This window comes from Variovorax sp. J31P179, from assembly GCF_030316985.1.
In the GTDB taxonomy this organism is placed as follows: domain Bacteria; phylum Pseudomonadota; class Gammaproteobacteria; order Burkholderiales; family Burkholderiaceae_C; genus Variovorax; species Variovorax ginsengisoli_B.
The window spans coordinates 379,961-394,159 of sequence record NZ_JASZYL010000001.1; the positions used below are offsets into that span (position 1 = coordinate 379,961).

The following is a 14,199-nucleotide window of genomic DNA, read 5'->3' on the forward strand; positions in this document are numbered from 1 at the left end:
TGTCGAGACAACCGCCACACGCGCCACCATGGACCTCAGCAAATTCCCCAAGGACCTGATGCACGCCATCGGATTCACCGAAGTGCTTCGCGTCGACCACGAAGCCGGCATCGCCCGCGTTCGCTACACCGCGCGTCCCGAGTTCGCCCACACGAAGGGCACCGTGGTGCAGGGCGGCCTGATCACGGCCTGGCTCGACAGCGCGATGGCCTTCGCCGTCATAGCGCGGGATCCCGATGCCAGCCTGGCGAGCCTGGAGCTCAAGGTGTCGTTCCTCGAGCGGGTCGGGGTCGCCGCCTACGAGGTCGAGGCGCGGGTGCTGCGCTGGGGCCGCAGCGTCGTCTTCCTCGAGGCCGATCTCTTCTCCGAAAGCGGTGTCCTGCTGGTGCGCGCCTCGTCGACCGGGAAGCTGCTGAGAACGGCCCGCGCATGAGCCTGCTGCAAAGCGTCGAATTCGGCAACGCCGGCGACCTGGACACCCACGGCACCGGCTGGTTCGTCGGCTTCGGCGAATGGACCCACGGCCCGGCGACGGCCCTGCGCCATGTGGCCGACGGCACGACGTCGAGCGGACCGTGCATCAAGTACTTCCGGCATCCGGCGGGCCATCCGAACGGCGACCCCAAGCCGCTCAGCGAAGGCCGGACCCTGTCGATGCTGGTCGATGCAGAAGGCGAGTTCCGCATCGAGTTCTCGACCCGCGCCGACTTCGCGCCCGCGGACAGCCTCGCGCACACCCTGCGCCGCCACGGCGACTTCGTGATCTGGGGCCCCGGCATCCATCACCGCGCCTTCGGCATCCAGGCCGCGTGCATCCTGACGGTGCGTTGGGCATAGCCCTTCGATATGGACACTTCGTTTCGCATCCGCCCCGTCTCGGAGCCCGACTTCGCGGCCTGGAAGCCTCTCTGGGACGGCTACAACGCCTTCTATGGCCGCAGCGGTCCGACCGCGCTGCCGGCCGAGATCACGGCCACCACGTGGTCGCGCTTTCTCGACCCCGCGGAACCGGTGCACGCGCTGGTCGCGGAGGGTGCCCACGGCCTGCTCGGCCTGGCGCATTTCCTCTACCACTGCAGCACCACCCAGATCCGCATGAGCTGCTACCTGCAGGACCTGTTCACGGTCGAGGCGGCCAGGGGCCGGGGTGTCGCGCGCGCCCTGATCGAAGCGGTATGCGAGCGTGCAGCGGCGGCCGACTCGCCACGGGTGTACTGGCAGACCCACGAGACCAACACCACGGCGATGAAGCTCTACGACAAGGTGGCCGAGAAATCCGGCTTCGTGGTCTATCGCAAGCTGCTCTGAGGCGCGCCTGTCCCGCCGCCGCGCCGCGGCGGTCAGTGTTCGACCGGCGCCGTCTCGGCGGCTTCCTCTGCCTGCGCAGCGCCGTCCCTGCGCAGCATCGTGATCAGTTCGTCCAGCGCGGCCACGGCACCCTCGGCGTCCCGCGCCCGCAGGCACTGGACCACCTTGCGCCGCAGCGGAAACACGTCCGGCCTGGGCCGCACCGGGATCACGTGCGTCATGCGCTCGCGCAGCACGGTGGTCATCGTCTGGGCCATGAGCCGCAGCGCTTCGTTGTGTCCGGCCAGGCTGATCGATGAGAAGAAGCGTGCCGTCGCCTCGATGCGCCGCGGCAGCGCGTCCGCGCCCTGGTGCTGCTCGATCTCTTCCACGGCGGCCTCGATCGCGTCCACCTCCTCGGGAGTGGCCCGCTCGCAGGCCAGCCGCAGCAGCTTGCCGTAGAGCGCGCGGTAGGCCTCGTCGATGTCGACCGTACCCAGCTGCCCTTCGAGCACCCGCTGGCGCAGCGACTCGGCCAGCATCATGTAGGCGCCCTTGTAGAACACCAGCGCATGGTCGGCGCAGCCGCTGCGCATGTGCTTGACCTCGCCGATGAAGATCTCGTGGTCGCCGGCCTCGTGGCGGGCATGGACCCGGCACTCGAAGCTCGCCAGGCAGTCGTCGACCAGCGGCGTCCCCAGCGGGCCGGGACGCCAGGCCACGCCCTCGAACTTGTCGGCGATCCTGCTCGATGCGAAACGCCCGGACAGCTGGTCCTGGCTCTGCGACAGGATGTTGATGGCGAAGCTGTCGGCCTCGACGAAGGTGCCCAGCAGGCTGCTCGCCTTGCGCAGGCTGAACAGCACCAGCGGCGGCTCCAGCGAGACCGAACTGAAGGAGTTGCAGGTCAGCCCCACGGGCGTGCCGTCCGGCGTGCGGGTCGTGATGACGGCCACCCCGGTGGGGAAGCAGCCCAGCAGCTGGCGAAACAGCTTGGGATCGATGGGCTCTGCGTGCGGCGTCGGCTGGTTCATTGCTTGCTCCCCTGGCGCTTGAAGAGTTGGACGATGTTGCCCTCGGGGTCGCGCAGCGACAGCACCGCGCCATGCGCTCCCATGTCGCGCACGCCGAGCACCTCGCCGCCCGAGGCGGCGACCCGTTGCGAGGTGGCGGCGAAGTCGTCGACCTCGAACACCATGACGACGCCGGAGGTTGCCGGCACGGCTTCTTCACGGCAGGCCAGCGCAACGCTGGTGTTGCCCACCCCGTACTGGATCCAGCGGTCCTGGTCGCGGAACTTGAGCTGGAGCCCGAGCGCCGATTCGTAGAAAGCATGGAGCTCGGCGGGCCGTTCGGCCACCACGAAAACGTTCTGCAGCCGCTTGGGCGATTCGATGGCGGGGTTCATTGCGAGCTTCCGTAGAGATTGTTCAGCGATGCCTTCAGGAAGCCGCCGTCGACCACGATGTCCTGCCCGTTGACGTACGCGGACGCATCGCTGGCGAGGAAGCACACGGCATCCGCGATATCCGCCGGCAGGCCGAGTCGGCGGGCGGGAATCCTGGCGGTGCGGGCCGCCAGCGCGCCTTCGTCGCGGTAGTGCGGCTCCGACAGGGGCGTGCGGATCATGCCGGGACTGACCGCGTTGGCACGGATGCCGCGCGGGCCCCATTCCACGGCCATCTGGTGGGTCAGCGCCTGCAGCGCCGCCTTGGTCGGCCCATAGGCACCGACCCGCGTGGGCACCTGCGCGGCGATCGACGCCACGTTGACGATGCTGCCCGCCTCGCGCTCGAACATCATCGGCACCAGGGCCTGCGCGCACAGCAGGGCACCGCGCAGGTTGACCCGGAAGATGCGGTCCCAGAGGTCGATCGGGAGGTCCTCCAGGCCCACCGGCGCCCCGCTGATGGCCGCGTTGTTGACCAGCACGTCGCAGCGGCCGAAGCGCGAACGCGTCAGCGCCGCCATCGCGGCGACGGAGGCCGGCTCGGCGATGTCGCAGTGCACCGACAGCAGGCCATCGGCCTCGGTCGGCGTGGCCGCATGGCTGATGTCGGCCTGCACCACCTGCGCGCCGATCGCGCGCAGCTGCTGGCAGATGGCCAGGCCCAGGCCGCCGGAGGCGCCGGTGACCACGGCCACCCGGCCCTGCAGGGCAGCGTTGTCGAAAGCGAGGGGAGCGCGCATCGGTGACGGTGCCTCAGGCAGCGACGGCATGCATCGATGCGACTTCCTTGCGGATCGCCGGAATGATCGTCTCGCCCCACAGCTCGATCTGGCGCAGCATGGTCTTCTGGTCGCAGTCGCCCAGCTGGGTCTGCAGCGCGATGTGCTTGGGCCGCAGGATGGCGATTTCTTCCAGCATCTTGTCGATCACCTGGTTCACCGAACCCACCGGCAGGTTCTTGCGGAGCTGCTCGAAGCTCGGGTCGGTGGGCGACGGCACTTCCTTGACCATGTAGCCGTCGTCCGATTGGGCGCGGCGGAACTTGAGGCTCTCCGAGATGCGGCGCTGGAAGCGCGCGTTGTCCAGGTAGGCGTCGATCTCGGAGGCCTTGTCGGAGGCAAAGGCGCAGCGCAGAAAGCCGAACTTCACCTCCTCGTCGAGGTCGGCGCCGTTGTCCGCCGCGACCTTGTCGAGCCGCTGGCGCAGCGCCACGATCGCGTCGGTTCCGTTGAGCAGCGCGGTCACGAACAGGTTGTGGCCTTCGCGCACGCCGCGGCCCAGCGTGACGGGGTTGCCCGAGGTGATCCACAGCGGCGGCATCGGGTCTTGCACCGGACGCACGGCGATCGAGCTCGGCGGCAGCTTCAGGTACTGGCCGTCGTATTCGACGACCTTCTGGGTCAGGCCCTTGGGCAGGATGTCCAGGAACTCGTTGTAGATCGCGCCCGACTCCTCGATCTTCACGCCGAAGCGCTCGAACTCGAACTCCTGGTAGCCCGAGCCGATGCCGAGCTCCAGGCGGCCGTTGGACACCGTGTCCACGAAGCCCACCTCGGCCAGGAAGCGCGCGGGGTGGTACAGCGGGAGAATGCACACGGCCGATCCCAGGCGGATGCGCCGGGTCTTGGCCGCCATGTGCGCGATCATCATCAGCGGCGAGGGCGACAGCGAGTAGTTGTTGAAGTGGTGCTCCGCATACCAGGCGGTGTCGAAGCCGGCCTGCTCTGCGACCACGCTCTGCTCGATCGAGTTCTGGATCACCTGCTGCGAAGTCTGGTGATAGCCGCGCTGCTGCGCCAGGATGAATACGCCGAATTCCATGTCTTGCCCCGCTTCCGAAGAGTGATGTGCGATGCAGGAATTCTCCGGTCGCACCCGTCGTTCGGGAATACGGCCGGCGCGCGATTCAGTCCTGCAAAAAAACGCGGGATCGACCGCCCGAGGCAAAAAAAAACGGGGCCCAGAGGCCCCGTTCTTCGTCACTTGCGCGCTGCTTATTTTTCGCTCAGGTCTGTCACCTTCGCCAGGCCCTGCCAGATGGCGGCGTCCTTCTTGACCGAGGCGGCGAACTGCTTGGCCGAGCGGCTCGGCGGCACGATCATGTTCTGGCCTTCGATCTTCTGGCGCACCTCGTCGGTCTTCTGCAGGCGGTTGATCTCCTCGTTGAGCCGGTCGATGATGGCCGTCGGAGTCCCCGCCGGGGCGAACACGCCGTACCAGCCGTCGGCCTCGAACTTGTAGCCCTGTTCGGCCAGCGTCGGCACGTCGCGCGTGGCCGGCCAGCGCTGCGAACCCGTCTGGCCCAGCGCCACCAGCCGGCCATTGCGCATGTGCGGAATGGGCGATGCGATGTCGGTGAAGGCGACGCTGATGTTGTTGGCGATCAGGTCGGTGACTTCGGTGACGATCGTCTTGTACGGCACGTGGGGCATGTCCAGTCCGTAGTGCGCCTTGATGCCTTCCATGGCCAGGTGACCGGACGAGCCCGTGCCCCACGAGCCGTAGGCGAGCTTGCCGGGATGCGCCTTGGCGTAGGCGACCATGTCGGCCAGGTTCTTGAAGCCGGTGCTCGGATTCGTCATCAGCAGGATGCCCGCCGCGCCGACCTGCGCGACCGGCACCAGGTCCGTTTCCGCGTTGTAGGGCAGCTTCGGGTGAATCACGGGATTGATGAGGATGGACGACGACGGCGCGAACAGCAGCGTGTAGCCGTCGCCCGGCGCCTTGGCCACCGTGTCGCACGCGATCAGGCCGTTGGCGCCCGGCTTGGCGTCGACCACCACCGGCTGCTTCAGCGTCTTGCCCAAGGGATCGGCGATCAGGCGGGCGAAGATGTCGCCACCCGCGCCGGCCGAGCCGGCCACCACCAGGCGGATCGGTCGCGAAGGCCACGGCTCGGGGGCGGCCATGGCCTTGACGCCGGCGCCGAGCAGCATGCCGCCGAGCAAGACCGTGCGGCGCTGGATGAGTGTGTTGTTCATGGTTGTCTCCTGATTCGACTGCGCGAAGTGTTGGGGATGGGGCCCGCGTGTGCGGGCCCGGTGTGCAGCCCCCTTGGCCAGGGGGCGTACCGATTGAATTCGGGTCAGGCAGCCAGTGCGTCGATCGCCGGCTGCTGGCGTCCCAACTCCTTCTGGATGGCGGGGATGATTTTTTCACCCCACAGGTCGATCTGCCTGAGCATGGTCTTCTGGTCGAAGTCGCCCAACTGGGTCTGCAGTGCGATGTGCTTGGGACGCAGGATGCTGATCTCCTCCAGCATCTTGTCGATGACCTGGTTGACCGAGCCCACCGGCAGGTTCTTGCGCAGCTGCTCCATCGTGGGGTCGGTCTCGGACGGCACTTCCTTGATCATGTAGCCGTCGTCGGACTGCGAGCGGCGGAACTTCAGGCTCTCGGAAATGCGGCGCTGGAAGCGCGCGCAATCCAGGTAGGCGTCGATCTCGGCCTGGTTGTCGGAGGCATAAGCGCAGCGCAGGAAGCCGAACTTGACGTCGCGGTCCAGGTCCTTGCCGTTGTCGTCGGCCACCTTGTCGAGGCGTTGGCGCAGTCCCTGGATGGCCTCGTTGCCATTGAGCAGCGCAGTCACGAACAGGTTGTGTTTCTCGCGCACGCCGCGGCCCAGCGCGACCGGGTTGCCCGAGGTGATCCACACCGGCGGCATCGGGTCCTGGACGCAGCGCACCGCGATCGAGCTGGGAGGCACCTTCAGGAAGCGGCCTTCGTACTCGAAGATCTTCTGGGTCAGGCCCTTGGGCAGGATGTCCAGGAACTCGTTGTAGATCGCGCTGGCGTCGGCGATCCGGACGCCGAAACGCTCGAACTCGAACTCCTGGTAGCCCGAGCCCACGCCCAGGTCCAGGCGGCCGTTGGACACCGTGTCCACGAAACCGACCTCCGCCAGGAAACGGGCCGGCTGGTAGAGTGGAAGAATGCAGACCGCCGTACCCAGGCGGATGCGCGTCGTCTTGGCGGCCATGTGGGCGACCATCATCAACGGCGACGGCGAGAGCGAATAGTTATTGAAGTGATGCTCCGCATACCAGGCATTGCAAAAGCCGGCCTGCTCCGCAGCAACAGTCTGCTCGATGGAGTTGTTGATGACCTGCTGCGAAGTCTGGTGATAGCCCCGTTGCTGGGCGAGAATGAATATTCCGAAATCCATGTGTGCTGTCTCCGCGAAAAATCGGGCCCGCGAGGGGTCAGCAAATTCTCGGGCAGGCCAGCTGAATTGATAATGGATGAAATTGCAGATCTGAACTGCGGAGACTGGAGGACTGATGGATAGATTGCGCGCCATGGAGCTGTTCCTGTCCATCTCCCAGACCCGTAACTTTTCCGAGACCGCGCGCCGCTTCGGGATCTCCGCCACCGGCGTGTCGCGCATGATCACCGACATCGAGGACGAGCTGAAGGTCAAGCTCCTGCTGCGCTCCACGCGCCAGGTCGCGCTGACCGAGTCGGGACAGGAATACGCGCGCCAGCTGGAGGGCATCCTGTGGCGCATCAACGAACTGCAGGCCAACATCACCGCCATCAGCAGCGCGCCGCAGGGCCTGCTGCGCGTGCATTCGCGCATGATGTTCGGCCTGGGCGTGCTGCCGCCCCTGATCGCGTCGTTCCGCAAGCTCTACCCGGAGATCCACATCGAGCTCACGCTGGGCGAGACCGCGGCCGACCTGCGGCGCAGCCAGATCGACATCGACTTCCGGATCTCGCCCCCGGTGGAGGCCGGCGTCAAGCGCCGCATGCTGTTCCAGAGCGATCGCTACCTGGTGGCGGCGCCCGCCTACCTGGCCGGCAAGCCCGCCCTGCAGGCGCCCGAAGACATCCTGGCGCACGAGTGCCTGGCCTACCAGCTGCCCGGCGACGAATACACCTGGCTGTTCAAGCAGCCGGCGCAGACCAGCGCCATCGCGTTCAAGCCGCGGCATGTCAGCAACAACGGCATCGCCTTGCTGGAGCTCGCGCGCCTGGGCGAAGGCCTGGCGCTGCTCGACGACTACACCGTGCACAACGACCTGCGCCAAGGCCGGCTGGTCCGGGTGCTGGGCGACCATCGCATCAGCAACAAGGGCTTCGACGAGGGCATGTACGCCACCATCCTCGACACCCCCATCATCCCGGCCAAGATCCGCCTGTTCCTGGATTTCGTGGCCGAGCACGTGGCGGGGCCGGAGCTGCGCTTCTCCGCCCACAGCAAGCCCGCCGGGCTCGACGCCCCGCCCGCGGCCTGAGCGCCGCGCGGCCTACAGCGGCATCCGGCACTCGGGGCGGGCCGCGCCGCTGAAGCCCAGGCCGGTCAGCTTGAGCACGGCGCCGTCCAGGGGCCCGGAGGCGCTCAGGCGGCCGCTGTCGCTGATGGTCGTGACGAACAGATCGTCCATCGCCGGCCCGCCGAAGCACAGTGCGCTCGGGTGAGCCACCGGCAGCGCGACCTGGTGGGTGAGCCGGCCCTGCAGATCGAAGCGGGCCAGCGCCCCCACGCGCACCAGCGCCGTCCACAGACCCCCTTCGCTGTCGAAGCAGCAGCCATCCGGTCCGGAGTCCTGGGCGTCGGTGCGCACGAACACCTGCTTGTCGGCCAGGCTGCCATCGGCTGCGATCGCATACGAATAGACGACCCGTGCGGCGCTGTCGGCCACGTGCAGGCGGCCGCTGACCGGGTTCACGCAGGGGCCGTTGGTGATGCCCAGGCCGTCGTCGAGCTTGTGCAATTGCAGCCGGGTATCGAGCCGGTACAGGCCGCCCAGGGGCGGCTCGTCGGCCTCGCGGAACACATGCATGGTGCCGACCACGAAGCTGCCGTCGGCCAGCGCGATGCCATCGTTCAGCCGCAGGTGGGGGTGGCTGTGCTCGATGCGCGCCAGCGGGCGCAACTGCCCGCTGCGCAGGTCCAGCGCCGCGATCTCCTCCTTCAGGGCCAGCACGATGCGGTCGTGGCCGTTGAAGGCGAACGCGCCCAGGGGCGCGGGCGCCTGGTGGCGCGCCGTCACCGCCCCGGTGTCGGGGTCCAGCGCCAGCACCAGGCCGGCGCGGCAGTCCAGCAGCCAGAGCTGCTGTCCATGCCACACCGGGCATTCGCCCAATGCGGTTTTCAGATCTCCGAGGCGCTGAATATTCATTTTTCACTCGTTAATTGAATTGGATCGGCCAAATCAATTCAATTGCACAAATAAAAATGGCGATCCATGAACAGGATGAAGCCCATGTTAGCGACCCTCTGCCGGCCTACCCAACAACGAATCCTTCATTTTTTGCAGAACACTCTCCCGGAAAAACGAGAAATCAAATTCAATGCGATTTCTATAATCGATCGAGCGTATTAAAACCGGGACAAACGTCTTTTTATCGAAGAGGTGGCGTATGAGTGATGAATGGGTTCGTCTGGAAGTCGAAGGCGGCGTGGGACTGGTCACCATGGACCGCAAGCCGGTCAACGCGCTGAGCCGCGAGATGCGCCACGCGCTGGTGGCCACCTTCGACGCCATCTCCGAGCGCACGGACATCCGGTGCGCCGTCCTGACCGGCGCGGGCAGCGTGTTCTGTGCCGGCGCCGACCTGAAGGACCGCCCCGACGCCGAGGTCGCCGGCGACTTCCTCGCACACAACCGCATCACCCGCGAAACCGGCAACGCGATCCGCGAGTGCGCCAAGCCCGTGATCGCCGCCATCAATGGCGCGGCGCTGGGCGCCGGCTTCGGCCTGGCGGCGGCCTGCGACATCCTGTATGCCTCCGAGAACGCGACCGTGGGCATGCCCGAGATCAACGTCGGCCTGGCCGGCGGCGCCTCCATGCTCAAGACCCTGTTCGGCCGCTCGACCCTGCGCCGCATGTTCTTCACCGGCCAGCGCCTGAGCGCGCACGACCTGCTGAAGCGCAACGTGGTCGACGACGTGCTGTCCGAGAAGGACCTGCTGCCCTTCACGATGGCACTGGCACGCGAGATCGCATCCAAGGCCCCGCTGGCCATCGCCTACGCCAAGCGCGCGGCCAACATGGTGGATGTCATGCCCCAGCGCGACGCCTATCGCTTCGAGCAGGAGTTCACGATGGCCCTGTCGAAGACCGAGGACGCCCGCGAAGCGCGCATGGCCTTCCTCGAGAAGCGTGCGCCCGTTTTCAAGGGACGCTGAAACCATGCTGACCCAGGTTCAAGCCGCTCCGGGCACCGGGCTCGACGCCTTCTTCAAGGCCGACGGCGTGGCCGTCATCGGCGCCTCCGACGACATCACCAAGATCGGCGGCCGACCGGTGCAGCTGCTGCGCAAGTACGGCTACGCCGGGCCGATCTATCCGATCAACCCGAAGGGCGGCACCCTCCAGGGCCTGCAGGCCTACGCCTCGATCCTGGACACGCCCACGGCGCCGGAACTGGCGATCCTGGCGGTGCCGGTGGAAGCCACGCTGCAGGCGGTGCGCGACTGCGGCAGCCGCGGCGTGCGCGGCGTGATCGTGCTCACCGCGGGCTTCGCCGAGGCCGGCCCCGAAGGCGCGGCCCTGCAGGCCGAGCTGGTGCGGGTCGCGCGCAACCACGGCATGCGGCTGCTGGGCCCGAACTGCCTGGGCACCGTCAACGTGGTCGACCGGCTGGTGGGCTCGTTCTCGATCGCGCTGGAACAGAGCCTGCCGCCGGCCGGGCAAGTGGGCATCGTCTCGCAGTCGGGCAACATCGGCAGCTTCACCATGCGCAACATGGCCGATCGCGGCCTGGGCGTGAGCCGCTTCATCGCGACCGGCAACGAAGCCGACGTCGACGTGGCCGACGGCATCGCGGCGCTGGCGCTGGACGACGACACCCGCATCATCCTGTGCGCCATGGAAACCTGCCGCGACGCCGGCCGGCTGTTCGAGGCGCTCGACCTGGCGCGCCGGCAGCACAAGCCGGTGATCGTGCTCAAGATCGGCGCCACCGAGCAGGGCCAGGCGGCCGCCGCCTCGCACACCGGCGCGCTGATGGGCTCCGACGCCGTGTTCGACGCCGTCTTCCGCCGTCACGGCGTGCTGCGCGTGCGCTCGTTCGAGGAACTGCTCGATGTCGGCCATGCCGCCGCCCTGCTGGGCCGGCAGCGCCTGCCCGCCACCGACGCCGTGACGCTGGTGGCGGCCTCCGGCGGCTTCGGCATCATGATGGCCGACGCGATGGTGCAGGCCGGGATGACCTTGCCGCAGCTCGCCGAGAGCACCCGGGCCCGGATCCGCGAGGCCGTGCCCACCGCCGGCACGAACAACCCGGTGGACGCGTCGGCGCAGATGTCGGCCCGGCCCGACATCCTGCTGAAGATGCTGAGCGCGCTGCAGGACGACGCCAATGGCAGCACGCTGGTGCTGCTGCTGGCCCTGTCGCTGTACAACCCGCGGCTGCGCGGCGTGTACCTGGAGGCGCTGTCCAAGGTCCGGGCCAGCCATCCCGATCGCCTGCTGGTCATCATCAGCCAGGGCCCTCCCGATGCGGTGGCCGAGATCAACGCGCTGGGCATCCCGGTGTTCCCGAGCATTCCGGCGGCCGCCATCGGCCTGGCGGGCCTGGTCCGGCTCGGCCAGCTCGGCACCCTGCCCGCGGCCGCCGCCTACGACGGTCCGGTCGACAGCGTGGATGCGGCCGTGTTCCGCAACGAGTTCCATGCCAAGAAGGCGCTGGCGGCGGCGGGCATCAGCGTGCCGCGCGAGGAGATCGTGGCCTCGGCCGACGAGGCCGTGCGCAGCGCCCGTGCCACCGGCTACCCGGTGGTCCTCAAGATCGCATCGGAAGACATCGCCCACAAGACCGAGATCGGCGGCGTGGCACTGGGCCTGCAGGACGACGACGCCGTGCGCCAGGCCTATGACCGCCTCCTGGCCAACGCCCGGCAGCACGCGCCCGAGGCACGGCTGGACGGCGTGCTGGTGGCGCCGATGGTCCGCGGCGGCGTGGAGCTCATCGCCGGCGTTTCGCGCGACCCCGTCTTCGGCCCGGTGGTCATGGTCGGGCTGGGCGGCATCTATGCCGAGATCCTGAAGGATGTCGCGGTGCAGGTGGCGCCGGTCTCCGAGGAAGAAGCCCTGCGGATGATCCGCAGCCTGAAGATGTTCCCGCTGCTGGACGGCGCCCGCGGCCAGCCCAAGGCCGACGTGGCCGCCGCCGCGCGCACCGTGGCCCGGCTGTCGGCGTTCGCCTGCCGCCATGCCGCCGACGTGGCCGAGATCGACATGAACCCCATCCTGGTCAAGCCGCAAGGCGAAGGCGTCCTGGTCCTGGACGCCCTGATGGTTCCCACCTCCCGCAACCGCCCTGCCCCCTGAGGCCTCTCATGCACATGGAAAAGAACCCGGCCATCCCGGACGCTGCAGCGGGTCCGGCCGTCTACCGGCAGTACGCCCGCCAGTGGCTGGGCGCCCACCTGCCTGCGCACATGCGTGCGGACAGCGTCGACTACCGCACCCCCACGCTGGACGAGTGCCGGGCCTGGGAGGCGTCGATGTACGACGCCGGCCTCGCGGGCATGACCTGGCCCAAGGCCTATGGCGGCCTCGGCCTGACTTTGCGCGAGCACCTGGTCGTCAACAAGGAGGTCGGCGCGCTGGCCATGCCGGAGAGCGTGAGCTCGATCGGCAAGGAGCTGGCGGGCCCGATCATCCAGACCGTCGGCACCGAAGAACAAAAGCAGCTGTTCCTGCCGCGCATCCTCGCCATGCGCGACTACTGGTGCCAGGGCTTCTCCGAGCCCGACGCGGGCTCGGACCTGGCGCGCCTACGTACCAAGGCCGTGCCGGAAGGCGAGGCCTGGCGCATCAACGGCCAGAAGATCTGGACCAGCGGCGCCGCCAAGGCGCGCTACTGCCTGCTGCTGACCCGCACCGGCACGGTGGCCGACAAGCACCGCGGCCTGCTGATGTTCGCCGTGCCCATGGACACGCCCGGGATCCGGGTGGTGCCGATCAAGTCGATCGATGGCAAGGTGTCCTTTGCCGAGGTCTTCTTCGACAACGTCGTGGTGCCGGACAGTGCGCGCCTGGGCGCACCGGACGAGGGCTGGAACGCGGCCATCCGCGTGCTGTCCATCGAGCGCGCGACCAACCGCATGTACCGTGCATGGCGCTTCGACTGCGAGCTGCGCCAGCTGGTCGCCGCCTGCAAGTCCGATCCGCAGCTGTCGAGGCTGCTGGACGATGGCAGCTACCAGCGCCGCATCGGCGACGTGGTGGGCGAGATCGATGCGCTCAAGGGCCTGGTCGAGCAAACCGTGAACCGGATGATGGCTGGCGACAAGATCGGTGCCCGGGGTTCGCTCACCAAGCTGTATTGGTCCGAGTGCCACCAGGCCTTCGCAGGACTGGCGCTCGCGCTCGTGTCGCACGTGAACCCGCGCTCCAGTGCGCTGGCGCAGCGCGCGCGCAAGCACTTCACCACGGCCTATTTCTATTCGCGTGCCGAGACCATCTACGCCGGCACCACCGAAGTGCAGCTGGACATCATCGCCCAGCGCATCATGAATCTTCCGAAGGACCTCTGAGATGACCACGTCGGACAACGATCTCAAGCCCGAAGAGTTCGCCCAGGCCGCGGCCGAGGCGATCAAGGATGCCCAGACCCGCGGCTTCCGTGACGCCGCCCGGGTGCTGGCCGCGGCGGGCCTGTGCGGCATCTGCGCGCAGGAGGACGCCGGCGGGCTGGCGCTGGGCATCGCGTTCGCGCTGCCCATCGCGACCGAGGCGGGCAAGCTGCGGCTGCACTGGCCGCTGCTCGAAAACCTCCTGGTCGCCAAGGCGCTGGGCGACTCGCCCCTGGCGGCCCAGCTGGCCAGCGGCGAACGCGTGGCCACCTGGGCGCTGCAGGGCAGCCTGCAGGACGGGCTGGCCGGCCAGGCGCGTGGCGCCAGGGACTGCGACTGGGTGCTGGTGGCGGATGGCCGGGGCGGCGGCGCCCTGCTGGACTTGCGAAGCATCGAGATCCAGGAGGACGAGGCGCTGGACCCGGAGCATCCCCAATCATGGCTGGCGCTGGACGGTGCCGAAGTGCTGGCGCAGCTGGATGCCGCGGCCTTCGCCGCCCTGCAGCGCGACAGCCACATCCTGATCGCCGGCTTCGTCAACGGGGCGGCCGAGTCGGCCCTCGCCACCACGGCCGGCTACATGTCGACCCGTGTGCAGTTCGGACGCCCGCTGTCGGCGAAGCAGGCCGTGCGCCACCTGCTGGCGCGCATGCGGCTGCAGCAGGAGGCCTCCAGCGCCGGCATCCAGCGCGTGCTCGACACCGACGAGTACGGCCGCGTGCGCGCGACGCGGCCGGTGCTGGCCAATGCCCTGGCGAGTGCGGCCTTCGTGCTGGAGAAATCCATCCACCTGCACGGCGGCATGGGCTTCACCTGGGAGGTGCCGCTGCACTATGCCCTGCGCGAAGTGCGCAAGTTCGATGCCGCCTTCGGCTCGGGCGCGCTGGCCAGCCAGGTCGGCCGCGACTTCATCCAGTCAGTGTGAACCA

15 protein-coding genes are annotated in these 14,199 nt (G+C 68.2%); 8 read left to right on the forward strand and 7 right to left on the reverse strand.

The window, feature by feature from the left end:
- Window positions 1-28 precede the first annotated feature (28 nt).
- From QTI17_RS01870 to QTI17_RS01880, 3 genes are read left to right on the forward strand one after another with little or no spacing between them, the layout of a single operon-like run.
- On the forward strand, window positions 29-433 hold the full coding sequence (locus QTI17_RS01870; RefSeq protein WP_286530674.1) for a PaaI family thioesterase: 405 nt from the start codon (window positions 29-31) through the stop codon (window positions 431-433).
- Window positions 430-837 (forward strand): hypothetical protein, encoded by a 408-nt coding sequence (locus tag QTI17_RS01875; protein ID WP_286530675.1) that lies wholly within the window; start codon window positions 430-432, stop codon window positions 835-837. Before QTI17_RS01870 ends, QTI17_RS01875 begins: the two co-directional genes overlap by 4 nt.
- Before the next feature lie 9 nt (window positions 838-846).
- Window positions 847-1,308: a GNAT family N-acetyltransferase gene (locus QTI17_RS01880; RefSeq protein ID WP_286530676.1), complete on the forward strand. Its 462-nt coding sequence runs from the start codon at window positions 847-849 to the stop codon at window positions 1,306-1,308.
- Between the two features lie 32 nt (window positions 1,309-1,340).
- On the opposite strand, the gene QTI17_RS01885 is transcribed toward QTI17_RS01880, so the two are convergent.
- The 6 genes from QTI17_RS01885 to QTI17_RS01910 all read right to left on the reverse strand — a co-directional run bounded on the left by QTI17_RS01885 (window position 1,341) and on the right by QTI17_RS01910 (window position 6,902).
- The gene (locus QTI17_RS01885) at window positions 1,341-2,321 is read right to left on the reverse strand and encodes a flavin reductase (protein WP_286530677.1); all 981 of its coding nucleotides are present in this window, start codon (window positions 2,319-2,321) and stop codon (window positions 1,341-1,343) included.
- Window positions 2,318-2,695: a VOC family protein gene (locus QTI17_RS01890; RefSeq protein ID WP_286530678.1), complete on the reverse strand. Its 378-nt coding sequence runs from the start codon at window positions 2,693-2,695 to the stop codon at window positions 2,318-2,320. The genes QTI17_RS01885 and QTI17_RS01890 overlap by 4 nt, the downstream gene beginning before the upstream one ends.
- Window positions 2,692-3,477 (reverse strand): SDR family NAD(P)-dependent oxidoreductase, encoded by a 786-nt coding sequence (locus tag QTI17_RS01895; protein WP_286530680.1) that lies wholly within the window; start codon window positions 3,475-3,477, stop codon window positions 2,692-2,694. Before QTI17_RS01895 ends, QTI17_RS01890 begins: the two co-directional genes overlap by 4 nt.
- Window positions 3,478-3,490: 13 nt before the next feature.
- The gene (locus QTI17_RS01900) at window positions 3,491-4,558 is read right to left on the reverse strand and encodes an LLM class flavin-dependent oxidoreductase (RefSeq protein WP_286530681.1); all 1,068 of its coding nucleotides are present in this window, start codon (window positions 4,556-4,558) and stop codon (window positions 3,491-3,493) included.
- Window positions 4,559-4,731: 173 nt separating this feature from the next.
- Window positions 4,732-5,718: a Bug family tripartite tricarboxylate transporter substrate binding protein gene (locus tag QTI17_RS01905; protein WP_286520930.1), complete on the reverse strand. Its 987-nt coding sequence runs from the start codon at window positions 5,716-5,718 to the stop codon at window positions 4,732-4,734.
- Between the two features lie 104 nt (window positions 5,719-5,822).
- On the reverse strand, window positions 5,823-6,902 hold the full coding sequence (locus QTI17_RS01910; RefSeq protein WP_286530682.1) for an LLM class flavin-dependent oxidoreductase: 1,080 nt from the start codon (window positions 6,900-6,902) through the stop codon (window positions 5,823-5,825).
- A gap of 115 nt (window positions 6,903-7,017) precedes the next feature.
- On the opposite strand from QTI17_RS01910, the gene QTI17_RS01915 reads away from it, so the two are divergent.
- Window positions 7,018-7,974 (forward strand): LysR family transcriptional regulator, encoded by a 957-nt coding sequence (locus QTI17_RS01915; protein WP_286530683.1) that lies wholly within the window; start codon window positions 7,018-7,020, stop codon window positions 7,972-7,974.
- 12 nt (window positions 7,975-7,986) lie between these two features.
- Here the strand turns inward: QTI17_RS01915 and QTI17_RS01920 are convergent, their stop codons facing one another.
- Window positions 7,987-8,862 carry an SMP-30/gluconolactonase/LRE family protein gene (locus QTI17_RS01920; protein WP_286530684.1) on the reverse strand — a complete coding sequence of 292 codons (876 nt, stop codon included), beginning with the start codon at window positions 8,860-8,862 and terminating at the stop codon, window positions 7,987-7,989.
- 241 nt (window positions 8,863-9,103) lie between these two features.
- Between QTI17_RS01920 and QTI17_RS01925 the strand changes: the two genes are divergently transcribed.
- From QTI17_RS01925 to QTI17_RS01940, 4 genes are read left to right on the forward strand one after another with little or no spacing between them, the layout of a single operon-like run.
- Complete coding sequence (locus QTI17_RS01925) at window positions 9,104-9,874, forward strand: enoyl-CoA hydratase/isomerase family protein (RefSeq protein WP_286530685.1); 771 nt, start codon at window positions 9,104-9,106, stop codon at window positions 9,872-9,874.
- A 4-nt stretch (window positions 9,875-9,878) separates the two neighbouring features.
- Window positions 9,879-12,020: an acetate--CoA ligase family protein gene (locus QTI17_RS01930; RefSeq protein ID WP_286530686.1), complete on the forward strand. Its 2,142-nt coding sequence runs from the start codon at window positions 9,879-9,881 to the stop codon at window positions 12,018-12,020.
- An 8-nt stretch (window positions 12,021-12,028) separates the two neighbouring features.
- Window positions 12,029-13,231: an acyl-CoA dehydrogenase family protein gene (locus tag QTI17_RS01935; protein ID WP_286530687.1), complete on the forward strand. Its 1,203-nt coding sequence runs from the start codon at window positions 12,029-12,031 to the stop codon at window positions 13,229-13,231.
- 1 nt (window position 13,232) lies between these two features.
- Window positions 13,233-14,195 (forward strand): acyl-CoA dehydrogenase family protein, encoded by a 963-nt coding sequence (locus QTI17_RS01940; RefSeq protein ID WP_286530688.1) that lies wholly within the window; start codon window positions 13,233-13,235, stop codon window positions 14,193-14,195.
- Window positions 14,196-14,199: the final 4 nt, after the last annotated feature.

What these genes read in the sequence shown, in the direction of transcription:
- QTI17_RS01870 (WP_286530674.1), top strand. Translation starts at nt 29, where the DNA reads ATGGACCTCAGCAAATTCCCCAAGGACCTGATGCACGCCATCGGATTC.
- QTI17_RS01875 (WP_286530675.1), top strand. Translation starts at nt 430, where the DNA reads ATGAGCCTGCTGCAAAGCGTCGAATTCGGCAACGCCGGCGACCTGGAC.
- QTI17_RS01880 (WP_286530676.1), top strand. Translation starts at nt 847, where the DNA reads ATGGACACTTCGTTTCGCATCCGCCCCGTCTCGGAGCCCGACTTCGCG.
- QTI17_RS01885 (WP_286530677.1), bottom strand. Translation starts at nt 2,321, where the DNA reads ATGAACCAGCCGACGCCGCACGCAGAGCCCATCGATCCCAAGCTGTTT.
- QTI17_RS01890 (WP_286530678.1), bottom strand. Translation starts at nt 2,695, where the DNA reads ATGAACCCCGCCATCGAATCGCCCAAGCGGCTGCAGAACGTTTTCGTG.
- QTI17_RS01895 (WP_286530680.1), bottom strand. Translation starts at nt 3,477, where the DNA reads ATGCGCGCTCCCCTCGCTTTCGACAACGCTGCCCTGCAGGGCCGGGTG.
- QTI17_RS01900 (WP_286530681.1), bottom strand. Translation starts at nt 4,558, where the DNA reads ATGGAATTCGGCGTATTCATCCTGGCGCAGCAGCGCGGCTATCACCAG.
- QTI17_RS01905 (WP_286520930.1), bottom strand. Translation starts at nt 5,718, where the DNA reads ATGAACAACACACTCATCCAGCGCCGCACGGTCTTGCTCGGCGGCATG.
- QTI17_RS01910 (WP_286530682.1), bottom strand. Translation starts at nt 6,902, where the DNA reads ATGGATTTCGGAATATTCATTCTCGCCCAGCAACGGGGCTATCACCAG.
- QTI17_RS01915 (WP_286530683.1), top strand. Translation starts at nt 7,018, where the DNA reads ATGGATAGATTGCGCGCCATGGAGCTGTTCCTGTCCATCTCCCAGACC.
- QTI17_RS01920 (WP_286530684.1), bottom strand. Translation starts at nt 8,862, where the DNA reads ATGAATATTCAGCGCCTCGGAGATCTGAAAACCGCATTGGGCGAATGC.
- QTI17_RS01925 (WP_286530685.1), top strand. Translation starts at nt 9,104, where the DNA reads ATGAGTGATGAATGGGTTCGTCTGGAAGTCGAAGGCGGCGTGGGACTG.
- QTI17_RS01930 (WP_286530686.1), top strand. Translation starts at nt 9,879, where the DNA reads ATGCTGACCCAGGTTCAAGCCGCTCCGGGCACCGGGCTCGACGCCTTC.
- QTI17_RS01935 (WP_286530687.1), top strand. Translation starts at nt 12,029, where the DNA reads ATGCACATGGAAAAGAACCCGGCCATCCCGGACGCTGCAGCGGGTCCG.
- QTI17_RS01940 (WP_286530688.1), top strand. Translation starts at nt 13,233, where the DNA reads ATGACCACGTCGGACAACGATCTCAAGCCCGAAGAGTTCGCCCAGGCC.